Consider the following 13105-nt stretch of genomic DNA (forward strand, 5'->3'; position numbering starts at 1 on the left):
GGCTGAACACCACTCCTGTGGGAGCGAGCCTGCTCGCGAAAGCGGTGGAACACTCGAAGATGATGTTGGCTGACTTGACGCATTCGCGAGCAGGCTCGCTCCCACATGTGATCCCTGGCAATGACCTGACAAGGTCGAAAATCACAGGCAAAAAAAAGGGGAGCACATGCTCCCCCGAGGTTTAAAGCGTTGGATCGCGACTGTTATCTCAGCCTTCGATCTCGATGAGGATTTCGCCCGGGTTGACCCGGTCGCCCTTGGCTACATGAATCGCGGTGACCTTGCCGGCAATGGCGGCCTGGACTTCGGTTTCCATCTTCATCGCTTCGGTGATCAGTACCGCCTGGCCAGCCTTGACGGTGTCGCCCTCCTTGACCAGCACATCGACGATGTTGCCCGGCATGGTGGTGCTCACGTGGCCCGGCGCAGAGGCCTGTTTGCGTTTGCTGCTGCCACCGCCAACGAATTCGTTGAGCGGTTCGAACACCACTTCTTCCGGCATGCCGTCAATGGACAGATAGAAGTGGCGCTTGCCCTCGGCCTTGACGCCGACACCGGTGATATCGACGCGATAGGTCTCGCCGTGCACATCGATGACGAACTCGGTCGGCACGCCTTCGCCGCCGGCCGAGGCAACGGCGCCCGCTTCCGGGATTGGCAACAGCACTTCCGGCGTGAGGGTGCCGGCGGCACGCTCCTCGAGGAACTTGCGGCCGATGTCCGGGAACATGGCGAAGGTCAGTACGTCTTCTTCGGACTTGGCCAGTGCGCCGATATCGGCACGCAACTTGGTCATTTCCGGCTTGAGCAGATCGGCCGGGCGCACGTCGATGACGTCTTCGCTGCCGATCGCCTGACGCCGCAGTTTTTCATTGACCACGCCCGGTGCCTTGCCGTAGCCGCCCTGCAGATACAGCTTCACTTCGTTGGTGATGGTCTTGTAGCGTTCGCCGGCCAGTACGTTGAAAAATGCCTGGGTGCCGACGATTTGCGAGGTTGGGGTCACCAGCGGCGGGAAGCCGAGGTCTTCACGCACGCGCGGGATTTCTGCGAGCACTTCGCTCATGCGGTTCAGAGCGCCCTGCTCTTTCAACTGGTTGGCGAGGTTGGAAATCATCCCGCCCGGCACCTGGTTGACCTGCACACGGGTGTCGACGGCGGTGAATTCGCTTTCGAACTGGTGGTACTTCTTGCGCACGGCGTAGAAATACAGGCCGATTTCCTGGAGCAGTTCCAGATTCAGGCCGGTGTCGTACTCGGTGCCTTTGAGCGCGGCAACCATCGACTCGGTGCCCGGGTGGCTGGTGCCCGAGGCGAAGCTGGAGATTGCGGTGTCGATATGATCGGCACCGTTTTCGATCGCCTTGAGCTGGCACATGGCGGCCAGGCCAGCAGTATCGTGGGAGTGGATGAACACCGGCAGCGACTGTTCGGCTTTCAAAGCACGCACCAGTTCACCAGTGGCGTATGGGGTCAGCAGGCCGGCCATGTCCTTGATCGCCACCGAATCGCAACCCATGGATTCCATTTGCTTGGCCTGGGTAACGAAGGCGTCGATGGTGTGCACCGGGCTGGTGGTATAGGCGATGGTGCCCTGTGCGTGTTTGCCGGCCGCCTTCACCGCTTCGATGGCGACGCGCAGGTTACGCACATCGTTCATCGCATCGAAGATGCGGAACACGTCGATGCCGTTCACCGCTGCTTTGGCGACGAAGGCTTTGACCACGTCGTCGCTGTAATGGCGATAGCCGAGCAGATTCTGCCCGCGCAGGAGCATTTGCAGACGGGTGTTGGGCAGTGCGGCGCGCAGTTGGCGCAGGCGCTCCCACGGGTCTTCCTTGAGAAAGCGCACACAGGCGTCGAACGTCGCGCCGCCCCAGCATTCCAGCGACCAGTAGCCGACCTTGTCGAGCTTGTCGCAGATCGGCAGCATGTCTTCGGTGCGCATGCGGGTGGCGAGCAGCGATTGGTGAGCGTCGCGCAGGATGGTGTCGGTAACGAAGATCTTCTTAGTCATTGGTATCTCCTCATAGCGGCAAGCTTCAAGCTACGAGCTGCAAGAAAAAGCCAATCTGCTTTTACTGGCCGCTTGCAGCTGAAAGCTCGCAGCTGCTTCATTCATAGGCCTGCGTGGGCGGCGATGGCGGCGGCGATGGCCAGGGCCAGCTCTTCGGGTTTGCGCTTGATCGAGTAGTTGGTCAGTTCCGGGTGGCTTTCAACGAAGCTGGTATTGAACTGGCCGCTACGGAATTCCGGGTTGCGCAGGATTTCCTGGTAGTAGGCGGCGGTGGTCTTCACGCCTTGCAGACGCATGTCGTCCAGCGCCCGCAGACCACGGTCCATCGCCTCTTCCCAAGTCAGCGCCCAGACCACCAGTTTCAGGCACATCGAGTCGTAGAACGGCGGAATGGTGTAGCCGGTGTAGATCGCCGTGTCGGTGCGCACGCCCGGGCCGCCGGGGGCGTAGTAACGGGTAATTTTGCCGAAGCTCGGCAGGAAGTTGTTCTTCGGGTCTTCGGCGTTGATACGGAACTGCAACGCAAAGCCACGGTGCTGGATGTCTTCCTGCTTTACCGAAAGTGGCAGGCCGGAAGCGATGCGAATCTGTTCGCGGACGATGTCGATGCCGGTGATTTCTTCGGTGATGGTGTGTTCCACCTGCACCCGCGTGTTCATTTCCATGAAGTACACCTCGCCCTCGGCGAGCAGGAACTCCACGGTGCCGGCATTCTCGTAACCCACTGCCTTGGCCGCACGCACCGACAGGTCGCCGATGTAGGCGCGTTGTTCCGGGGTCAGCTGCGGACTCGGCGCGATCTCGATCAGCTTCTGATTGCGGCGCTGGATCGAGCAGTCACGCTCGAACAGATGCACGACGTTGCCGAAGCTGTCGCCAAGGATCTGCGCTTCGATGTGCTTGGGATTGACGATGCATTTTTCCAGGAACACTTCCGCCGAACCGAACGCCTTGGTGGCTTCGGAGATGACACGAGGGAAGTTCTGTTCGAGTTCTTCGCGGCTGTTGCAGCGACGGATACCGCGACCGCCACCACCGGAGGTGGCCTTGAGCATTACCGGGTAACCGATGCGGTCGCCCTCAACCAAGGCTTCTTCGATGCCGGAGACGTTGCCCTCGGTGCCGGGCGTCACCGGTACGCCGGCCTTGATCATGCTGCGCCGCGCTTCGGTCTTGTCGCCCATGCGCCGGATGACTTCCGCCGACGGGCCGATGAATTTGATGCCGCGCTCAGCGCAGATTTCCGCCAGCTCGGCGTTTTCCGACAGGAAACCGTAGCCGGGGTGCAGCGCATCGCAGCCGGTTTCCACGGCCAGGTTCACCAGCTTGCGCGGGTTCAGGTAACCGGCCAGTGGCTCGGCACCCACGCTGTGGGCCTCGTCCGCACGCTTCACATGCAAGGCATGTCGATCGGCGTCGGAGAAAATCGCAACCGAGCGAATGCCCATTTCGGCGCAGGCTCGTACGATGCGTACGGCAATCTCACCACGGTTGGCGATCAGGATCTTTTTTATCACTTGGAAATTCCCTTGAGCCGGTGGCACCACGACCTGCTGGAGCCAGGTCGACGCGTGACCAAATGTTTCAATTCAGTCGCAGGTCCACACTAGCGCTGCTGAGGGATTAACAAAAATGAATAAAAATTGGGTCAGGCATAAGTAAACACTTATAGTCGGAACATCCGTGTTCCGTGAGAGCCTGAATAAAATGCGTAAGTCATTGATGCGTATGACATTGCGTCAGTTGCAGATCTTCAATGAGGTGTGTGATTTACGTTCCTACAGCCGCGCCGCCGAGGAAATGTCCCTCACACAACCGGCCGTGAGCCTACAGATTCGTCAGCTTGAAGAGCTGATTGGCCAACCGTTATTCGACTATGTCGGCAAAAAACTCTACATGACCGAGGCGGCGCAAGCGCTTCAGCGTGCCAGTCGCGACATTTTCGGGCGGCTGGAAAACCTCGATATGCAACTGTCGGACATGCAGGGTTCGCTGCAGGGTCAGCTGAAACTGGCAGTGGAATCAAGCGCCAAATATTTCGTGCCGCATCTGTTTGCTGCGTTCAAGCGCCAGCATCCGGAAGTCAATTTGCAGCTGACCGTGGTCAACCGTGGCCAGGTCATCCGCCGCCTCTCGGACAACCGCGATGATCTGGTGATCATGTCGATGGTGCCGCAGGACATGGGCCTGGAATTCCTGCCGTTTCTCAACAATCCGATTGTCGCCGTGGCGCGCCCGGATCACCCGCTGGCGCACATGGGCCCGCTGCGCTTGCAGGATCTGGAACCGTATACGCTGCTGATCCGCGAGCCGGGTTCTGGCACGCGTCTGGCCTGCGAGGAATACTTCAAGGAAAAGCGCGTGCATTTCACCCAGACCCAGGAAGTAGCGTCCGCCGAAGCCCAGCGCGAATGCGTGGTGGCGGGTCTGGGCCTGGCGCTGTTGACGCGCCACGCCCTGAACCTGGAGCTGGCGACCGGCGGCCTGATCGAGCTGCCGGTCGAAGAGTTGCCGCTGCTGCGCAGCTGGTGCCTGGTGCAGGCCAAAGCCAAGCGGCTGTCACCGGTGGCGCACGCCTTCCTGGCGTTTATCCGCAGCGAGCGGGCGCAGATTATTGCGTTGGTTGAGCGTTTCGACGGGAAGCTGCGGGCGTCGCCTGCCAGTGAGTGATCTCGGGAAAATCGCCGATCTCGGCCTGAAGCTGGCGAAGTTCGAAGCGATCCTCGATTGCGCGGCGGAATTCCATGCGGCGCTGGTCTTCCTGCTGACGACGGGTTTTCGCGGCGCTGTTGCGTTCTTCGTAGGGCTGAGCCATTTCGAGTCTCCCAGGGCGAGTACGGGAGTTTTACGATAGGCGTGGAGGATGACGGTTTGGCTGCGTCAGGGTTACAGACTGATGAAAATTTCAAATGTGCGGTGTTTGCAGGTGCGCCTTCGCGAGCAGGCTCGCTCCCACATTTTGATCTCCGGCAGACACAGAATTTGTGTTTACAGCAGAACTCTGTGGGAGCGAGCCTGCTCGCGAAGAGGTCGGCAGACCTTGGACTTAGTCGTCCAGCGCTTTCACGGCCTTGGGCGACAAGCGCAAACTGCGCAGACTGCGCTTGACGCTCTTGAGGTGATTGACCAGGCTCGGCCCGCGGGCCATGGCCACGCCCATCGCCAGCACGTCGATCACCACCAGGTGAGCGATGCGCGAGGTCAGCGGGGTATAGATTTCGGTGTCTTCGTGCACATCGATCGCCAAATTGACGGTCGACAACTCCGCCAACGGCGTCTGACTCGGGCACAGGGTGATCAGCGATGCCCCGCTTTCGCGAACGAGGTTAGCGGTGATCAGCAAATCCTTGGAGCGCCCTGACTGGGAAATACAGATCGCCACATCGGTGGGCTTCAGCGTTACCGCCGACATCGCCTGCATGTGCGGATCGGAATATGCCGCCGCGGTCAGCAGCAAACGGAAGAACTTGTGCTGTGCATCCGCGGCCACCGCACCGGAAGCACCGAAGCCGTAGAACTCGACGCGTTGCGCCTGCGACATCAGCGTCACCGCGCGCTGCAACTCGACCGGGTCGAGCTTTTCGCGCACTTCCATCAGGGTGTGCAGCGTGGTGTCGAAAATCTTCAGGCTGTAGTCGGCGACGGAGTCGTCTTCGTGGATCGCGAACTGGCCGAAGCTGGCGCCGGCGGCCAGGCTTTGCGCCAGTTTCAGCTTGAGGTCCTGAAAGCCGGAACAACCGATCGCGCGGCAGAAACGCACGATGGTCGGCTCGCTGATGCCGACGCTGTGAGCCAGGTCGGCCATGGAACTGTGCATCACTGCCGCAGGGTCAAGCAGCACGTGGTCGGCGACCTTGAGCTCCGACTTGCGTAACAGGTGACGTGACTGGGCGATGTGTTGCAGCAGATTCAAGGGGCTGGACTCTTCTTGTGGGCAAGGATGTAGCAAGCTTGTAGTTATACTACATGAATGGGCATTTTGCCTGCTCAATGCGTAACTCGATGTCCCGGCATCAGGCACGCTGAGCTGTATGTAGCCCTTACTGCGGATTTCCCTGATCGCGCAAAAGCCCGGCCAGACCGGCAGCATCCACCGGCCGGCTGATCAGATAACCCTGCACTTCGTCGCAGCGCTCGACGCGCAGAAATTCCAACTGATCCTGCCGCTCGACGCCCTCGGCCACGACTTTCAGGGCCAGTCCGTGGGCCATGGCGATGATCGCGCGAGTGATCGCCGCGTCCGCACTGCCCTCGCTCAAGCCGCGAATGAATGCCTGATCGATTTTCACGTAGTCCACCGGGATGCGCTTGAGATAACTCAACGAGGAATAACCGGTGCCGAAATCATCGATCGCCAATTTCACCCCCAGATCGCGCAACTGCTGGAAGGTGGCAATGATGTGTTCGACGCTGTCGAGCAAATGGCTTTCGGTCAATTCGAGCTCAAGGCAGTGCGGCGCCAGCCCGGTTTCTTCCAGCACCTGCCGCACCAGACTGACCAGCTTGCCCTGGCGCAGCTGATGCACCGACAGGTTCACCGACACGCGGATCGGCGCCAGGCCCTGGCGCTGCCATTCGCACGCTTGCCAGCACGCCTGACGCAAAACGAATTCGCCGATCGGCCCGATCAGACCGGTCTCTTCGGCCAGGCCAATGAAATCCGCCGGCGGCACCTGGCCCATGCTCGGATGATCCCAGCGCACCAGCGCTTCAGCGGCATTCAGGCGACCGGTTTGCAGGCACAGTTTCGGTTGGTAGAACACCGTCAGTTGCTGTTCTTCAATAGCTCTGCGAAGGTGGTTTTCCAGCTGCAAACGTTCGAGTGTGCTGGCTTGCAGGCTGTCGGTGTAGAACTGGAAATTGTTGCCGCCCAGATGTTTGGCATGTTGCATGGCCATGTTCGACTGGCTGACCAGCGCCGAGATTTCCCGCGCGTTGTCCGGCAACAGGCTGATGCCCATCGAAGCGCTGACTACCAATTCATGCCCGTCGACACTCAGCGGCAAACGCAGCTTGGCCGACAGCCGCGTCGCTACCCGAGCCAGGCTCGACAGATTGCCGTAGGCATCGAACAGCACGGCAAACTCGTCACCGGACAAGCGCGCAATGGTGTCGGCTTCCGGCAAGGCATTGACCAGCCGCCGCGCCATCTTCTGCAGCAACTGATCGGCGACTTCATGGCCGAGGCTGTCATTGAGCAATTTGAAGCGATCGAGATTGATGTGCAGCAATGCGAGACTGCGGCGCCCGCCCTGGCGCACCCGCTGATGGGCTTCGTGCAGACGCTCGCGGAACAGTGAACGGTTGGCCAGGCCGGTGAGCTCGTCGTAATGGGTCAGATAGCGCATACGCTCTTCCGAGGCCCGCCGCGCCGAGAGATCGGCGAAGAAGCCGACGATATGGCTGACATTGCCACGGCTATCACGCACGGCATTGAGTTGCAGCCATTGCGGATACAGCTCGCCGTTCTTGCGCGTCTCCACCAGCTCGCCCTGCCAGCTCCCATGCTGCTCCAGCGCATGACGGATCGTCACGTAGTGACGACGGGCATCGCGGCTGCACGGCAACTCTACGACGTTGCGCCCGAGCATGTCGTCGATCTCGTAACCGGTAACCCGGCTGAACGCTTGGTTGATCGCAATCAGCGCGTAGTCCGGGTCGAGAATCACGATGCCTTCGCTGGCCGCTTCGAACACCGTCGCCGCCAGCCGCTGCTGTTCTTCGAGGCTTTTGCTGGCGCTGATATCGCGGCGGGTGCCGACCATGCGGATCACTCGGCCGCTGGCGCTGCGCTCCACGGCGCGGCCACGGTCCTCGATCCACACCCAGTGGCCATCGCCATGGCGCAGGCGATATTCGACCTGATAATCCTCGGTGCGCCCCTTCAGATGCTCGACCAGGGCGAACTTGAGTGACGGCACATCTTCAGGATGCAGTCGCGGCTTGAGGTCGCGCAGCAGCGCCGTGACGTATTCCGGGGCGAGGCCGAACAGTTCCTGAATCTGTGTGTGATGGACTTCGTCGGTCTGCAGGTTCCAGTCCCACAATCCGAGCTCACTGGCCTTGAGCGCCAGCGCCAGGCGCGCTTCGCTTTTGCTCAGGGCCTGATTGGCCGCGTCCAGTTCGCGGCTGCGCTGGGCCACGCGATCTTCGAGGTCGACCTGCGCTTCACGCAATTGCGCTTCGGCACAGCGGCGCTGTTCGATCTCTTTACCAAGCTCCTGATTGAGTTGTTCGCTGCGCGTTTGCGCTTGCTGCAAATGCTCGATCAGGTGCTGATTCTGGAAGCGCCGCAGCAATCCGCGGTCAATCAGCCGATTGACCTGCCACGCCACCACACTCAGCGAGCCGAGCAGGATCAAGCCCAGCCAGCCCCAGCCTCGTGCCTGATCGTCGCCGCCCCAGAACAGGTAGCCGATCGCTGGCAGCAGGCACGGCAAGGTAAACGACAGGAACGCCGGCAGGCTCACCGCGTAGGCGACGCTGGCGGACAGTGTTGCCGCGCCGATCAGGCCGAACACCCAGGCTTGCTGCATGAAGTTGTCAGCGGGAACGAGCGCAATGCCGGCACCGGCGAGGGTCAGGCCGGTCATGGTCGAACCGAGCAGGAACATGCGGAACCAGATCGGCTGGGCCTGGCGATCGGGAATCGCCGAATCGAACGCGGCTACCTGAATCACCCGCAGCGCGACCAGCGACAGCAGCCACACCAGCCAGACGCTGACCACGAAGTAGCGCTGCGGGCTCCAGAGCAAAGCGGCGCAGACCAGACCATTGATCAACATGAACAGCGTGGGCAACAACGAGCCCTGATACAGCAGACGCGTGCGCTCCACCGCCATTTCGACGGCATAGTGCTTGCGGATCACCCGGGGGTCCATGGAGGGCCCCGACAGTTCGGCGCTGAGGATCATGGGCAACGTTCTTGTTCTTATAAGGAGGGCGTGCGCCCGAAACGTGGACGGAGCATACACAAGCCGATCCCGATGCCAAACTGCTGCGGATCACAATTGCGGGGAAATTTTCCGCTGCTTGCGCACCGCTGCAACGCCTCAGGCGAGACGGGCCGAAGCCTGCAGCCAGTGACCGACCGGTCGTCATCGGCAGCACTTTCATCGGCTAATGCAACGCACGGTTTGCCCGGGCCTGCGGCGCACCCTAGAATGCCCCGATGCGCGATGATCTCTCCCTTCTGCTGAACTCCCTCAACGATGCCCAACGCCAGGCCGTAGCAGCCCCCGTTGGCCGTCAGTTGGTCCTGGCCGGCGCCGGTTCCGGTAAAACCCGAGTGCTGGTGCACCGTATCGCCTGGTTGATCCAGGTCGAAAACGCCTCGCCTCACTCCATCCTGTCGGTGACCTTCACCAACAAGGCCGCTGCCGAGATGCGCCATCGCATCGAGCAGTTGCTGGGCATCAACCCGGCCGGCATGTGGGTCGGCACCTTCCACGGCCTCGCGCACCGCTTGCTGCGGGCGCACTGGCAGGAAGCGGGCCTGAGCCAGACCTTCCAGATTCTCGACAGCGATGACCAGCAGCGTCTGGTCAAGCGGGTGATCCGCGAGCTCGGTCTGGACGAGCAGCGCTGGCCGGCGCGTCAGGCGCAGTGGTTCATCAACGGCCAGAAAGACGAAGGTCTGCGGCCGCAACACATCCAAGCCAGCGGCGACCTGTTCCTGGCCACCATGCGCGGCATCTACGAAGCCTACGAGGCAGCGTGCCTGCGGGCCGGCGTGATCGATTTCTCCGAACTGCTGCTGCGCGCCCTCGATCTGTGGTGCGATCACCCGGGCCTGCTGGCGCACTACCAAAAGCGCTTCCGGCATATTCTGGTCGACGAGTTCCAGGACACCAACGCCGTGCAGTACGCCTGGTTGCGCCTGCTCGGCAAGGGCGGCGACAGCCTGATGGTGGTCGGCGACGACGACCAGTCGATTTACGGCTGGCGCGGGGCGAAGATCGAGAACATCCATCAGTACTCTTCCGATTTCCCGGACTCCGAGACGATTCGTCTGGAGCAGAACTACCGCTCCACCGCCGGCATTCTCAAAGCCGCCAACGCGCTGATCGCCAACAACACCGGGCGTCTCGGTAAAGAGCTGTGGACCGACGGTGGCGACGGCGAAGCGATCAATCTGTACGCCGCGTTCAACGAACACGACGAAGCGCGTTACGTGGTGGAAACCATCGAAAGCGCGCTGAAAACCGGTCTGGCCCGTAGCGATATCGCGATTCTGTACCGCTCCAACGCCCAGTCGCGGGTGCTTGAAGAAGCCCTGCTGCGCGAGCGTATCCCGTACCGCATCTATGGTGGTCAGCGCTTCTTCGAACGCGCGGAGATCAAGAACGCCATGGCCTATCTGCGTTTGCTCGAAGGTCGCGGCAACGATGCGGCGCTGGAACGGGTGATCAACGTGCCGGCCCGGGGCATCGGCGAGAAAACCGTCGAAGCGATTCGCGAACATGCGCGACACAGCGATGTGTCGATGTGGGAAGCGATGCGCCAACTGGTCGCCAACAAAGGCCTGACCGGTCGCGCCGCCAGTGCGCTCGGTGCGTTTATCGAACTGATCGAGAACCTCGCCGCCAAGTGCGCCGAGATGCCGCTGCACCTGATGACGCAAACTGTCATTGAGCAGTCCGGCCTGATCGCTTATCACGAAGCGGAAAAAGGTGAGAAAGGCCAGGCCCGGGTGGAAAACCTGGAGGAACTGGTCAGTGCCGCGCGCAACTTCGAGAACACCGAAGAGGACGAAGAACTGACGCCACTGGCGGCGTTCCTCGGTCACGCATCGCTGGAGGCCGGCGACACTCAGGCCGACGAGCACGAAGACAGCGTTCAACTGATGACCCTGCACAGCGCCAAAGGTCTGGAATTTCCTTACGTGTTCCTGGTGGGCATGGAAGAAGGCCTGTTCCCGCACAAGATGAGCCTGGAAGAACCGGGGCGTCTCGAGGAAGAACGACGTCTGGCTTATGTCGGTATCACCCGGGCGATGCAGAATCTGGTGATGACCTACGCCGAAACCCGACGCCTGTACGGCAGCGAAACCTACAACAAGGTGTCGCGTTTCGTCCGCGAAGTGCCGAAAGGCCTGATTCAGGAAGTGCGTCTGTCCAACAGCGTCAGCCGACCGTTCGGCGGCAACCAGTCGATGAGCGGCAGCAATCTGTTCAGCGGCAGCGAGATTCCGGAAACCGGTTTTGTGCTCGGTCAGGCCGTACGTCACTCGATCTTCGGCGAGGGCGTGATCCTCAACTTCGAAGGCTCCGGCGCCCAAGCCCGGGTGCAGGTGAACTTCAGCGAAGGCAGCAAGTGGCTGATGCTCGGCTATGCAAAGCTGGAAGCCATCTGACGCCGGTTTGTTTTTTCTGTGGGAGCGAGCCTGCTCGCGAATGAAATCACCGCGGTTGATCTGATACACCGCGGTGCAGCTTTCGCGAGCAGGCTCGCTCCCACAGATTATGCGGCGCAAAGGCATCAATCCCTCTGAACCTATCGTCTTTTCCTACAGACAAAAGTACATCGGCTGATTGCCTCGCCAAGCTGAACGCAACCTGTCAGGCAAAAGCCCGAAACACTCTCTCGCTAGCCAGTAACACTTCAGCTGTGCAACATGGCGCGCGTGTCTCCACAAAACGGGAATACCCTTTATGAAACGTTTTCTTAGCATCGCCATGGCGTTGTGCATCGGCCTGACGATGAGCCTCGACGCCAACGCCAAGCGCTTTGGTGGTGGCAAAAGCGCCGGCGCTGCGCCGACGCACCAGACCAGCCAGATGGCTCCTTCTTCTCCTGGCGTGGGCGGCGCAGCAGCGACCGCTGGCGCTGCCGGTGCTGCTGGCGCCGCGGCCAAGGCCGGCGGTGCTTCGCGCTGGCTCGGCCCTCTGGCGGGCATCGCCGCCGGTGGCCTGCTCGCGTCGATGTTCATGGGCGACGGCTTCCAGGGCATGCAGATCTTCGACATCCTGATCATGGCCCTGATCGCGTTCGTGATCTTCCGCTTCATCGCCGCCCGTCGTCGCAAGCAGCAGGAGCAATTCGCTCCGGCCGGCGCGCCGATGCAGCGTGAAGTGTTCGAGCAGAAGCCTGCCGCCATGGGTTCGATCTTCGGTGGTTCGGCTGCTCCGGCTGCCGCCCGTCCGGTGATCAACGCACCGGCCTGGTTCAACGAAGAGCGCTTCCTTGAAGCCGCGCGCAGCCACTTCCAGTCGCTGCAGCAGCACTGGGACGCCAACGAAATGGACAAGATCGCCGAGTTCGTGACCCCGCAAATGCTTGAGTTCCTCAAGCGTGAGCGTGCGGATCTGGGCGACGGCTTCCAGTCGACCTACATCGACAACCTGCAGGTGCAACTGGACGGCGTCGACGATCGTGCCGACAAGACCATCGCCACCCTGACCTTCACCGGCGTGTCGAAAACCTCGCGTTTCGACCAGGGCGAAGTGTTCAGCGAAAGCTGGAACATGGAACGTCCGCAGGGCGACAACCAGCCTTGGCTGGTCGCCGGTATCCGCCAGAACGGCTGATCCCTGCTGCGCTTCACTTGCGGTAACAGAACCCCGGCCTCGGCCGGGGTTTTTCATTTCACGGTTGCATCTATAGCGAGCTACTGTATAAACCGGCCCATATAAACCGCGCCATTCAAGCAAGAGGATCCCGGACGTGGAAGAAATCATCGAACAACTGCGCGAAGCCAACGAACCCGTACCGGTTCCTTTGGAATTGCCTGACGAAGACCTACTGGTAGAAATCGAAGAACAACTGTTCATCGACATTCCGTTCGTCTTCAAAGAATTTTTGCTGACCGTCAGCGATGTGGTCTACGGCAGCCTCGAGCCGGTGACCGTCACTGATCCGCAATCGCACACCTATCTGCCGGACGTGGCGGCCAATGCATGGGACGTGGGTGTTGATCGCAGCCTGATCCCGATCTGTCAGGACGGCGATGACTACTACTGTGTCGAAGAAGACGGCACCGTGGTGCTGTGGCAGGCCGAAGAAGAACTGATTGCCGAAGAAACCTGGGAATCGGTGTGGCACTGGGCGCGGGACGTCTGGCTGGAAAGCTGATCCGCCACACGCCCC

General features: G+C 60.9%; 9 protein-coding genes. 4 read left to right on the plus strand and 5 right to left on the minus strand.

Features of this window, described 5'->3' with window-relative positions; all coding sequences use genetic code 11:
* Positions 1-208 precede the first annotated feature (208 nt).
* Positions 209-2017: a sodium-extruding oxaloacetate decarboxylase subunit alpha gene (gene oadA, locus PspCFBP13508_RS11195; protein ID WP_133335561.1), complete on the minus strand. Its 1809-nt coding sequence runs from the start codon at positions 2015-2017 to the stop codon at positions 209-211.
* A gap of 101 nt (positions 2018-2118) precedes the next feature.
* Positions 2119-3534, minus strand: coding sequence for an acetyl-CoA carboxylase biotin carboxylase subunit (locus tag PspCFBP13508_RS11200; RefSeq protein ID WP_024014853.1), 1416 nt, complete (start codon positions 3532-3534; stop codon positions 2119-2121).
* Positions 3535-3724: 190 nt separating this feature from the next.
* Between PspCFBP13508_RS11200 and PspCFBP13508_RS11205 the strand changes: the two genes are divergently transcribed.
* Positions 3725-4687 (plus strand): LysR family transcriptional regulator, encoded by a 963-nt coding sequence (locus PspCFBP13508_RS11205; RefSeq protein WP_137214453.1) that lies wholly within the window; start codon positions 3725-3727, stop codon positions 4685-4687.
* Here the strand turns inward: PspCFBP13508_RS11205 and PspCFBP13508_RS11210 are convergent.
* The 3 genes from PspCFBP13508_RS11210 to PspCFBP13508_RS11225 all read right to left on the minus strand — a co-directional run bounded on the left by PspCFBP13508_RS11210 (position 4629) and on the right by PspCFBP13508_RS11225 (position 8931).
* Positions 4629-4832, minus strand: a complete 204-nt coding sequence (locus tag PspCFBP13508_RS11210) for a hypothetical protein (RefSeq protein WP_081932351.1) — start codon at positions 4830-4832, stop codon at positions 4629-4631. The two genes, PspCFBP13508_RS11205 and PspCFBP13508_RS11210, sit on opposite strands and share 59 nt — an antisense overlap.
* 231 nt (positions 4833-5063) lie before the next feature.
* Positions 5064-5930: a transcriptional regulator HexR gene (hexR, locus tag PspCFBP13508_RS11220; protein WP_007962240.1), complete on the minus strand. Its 867-nt coding sequence runs from the start codon at positions 5928-5930 to the stop codon at positions 5064-5066.
* A gap of 127 nt (positions 5931-6057) precedes the next feature.
* Positions 6058-8931 (minus strand): GGDEF domain-containing phosphodiesterase, encoded by a 2874-nt coding sequence (locus tag PspCFBP13508_RS11225; protein ID WP_137214454.1) that lies wholly within the window; start codon positions 8929-8931, stop codon positions 6058-6060.
* A 257-nt stretch (positions 8932-9188) separates the two neighbouring features.
* Here PspCFBP13508_RS11225 and uvrD point away from each other — a divergent pair, with 257 nt between their 5' ends.
* The 3 genes from uvrD (at position 9189) to PspCFBP13508_RS11240 (ending at position 13090) form a co-directional block, all read left to right on the plus strand.
* A complete protein-coding gene (gene uvrD, locus PspCFBP13508_RS11230; protein WP_137214455.1) occupies positions 9189-11372 on the plus strand; it encodes a DNA helicase II in 2184 nt (727 codons plus the stop codon).
* A 298-nt stretch (positions 11373-11670) separates the two neighbouring features.
* Positions 11671-12546, plus strand: a complete 876-nt coding sequence (locus PspCFBP13508_RS11235; RefSeq protein ID WP_016772449.1) for a Tim44 domain-containing protein — start codon at positions 11671-11673, stop codon at positions 12544-12546.
* Between the two features lie 136 nt (positions 12547-12682).
* On the plus strand, positions 12683-13090 hold the full coding sequence (locus tag PspCFBP13508_RS11240; protein ID WP_038359443.1) for an SMI1/KNR4 family protein: 408 nt from the start codon (positions 12683-12685) through the stop codon (positions 13088-13090).
* The last annotated feature ends 15 nt before the right edge of the window (positions 13091-13105 follow it).

The organism is Pseudomonas sp. CFBP13508 (genome assembly GCF_005233515.1).
Lineage (GTDB): Bacteria > Pseudomonadota > Gammaproteobacteria > Pseudomonadales > Pseudomonadaceae > Aquipseudomonas > Aquipseudomonas mercuritolerans.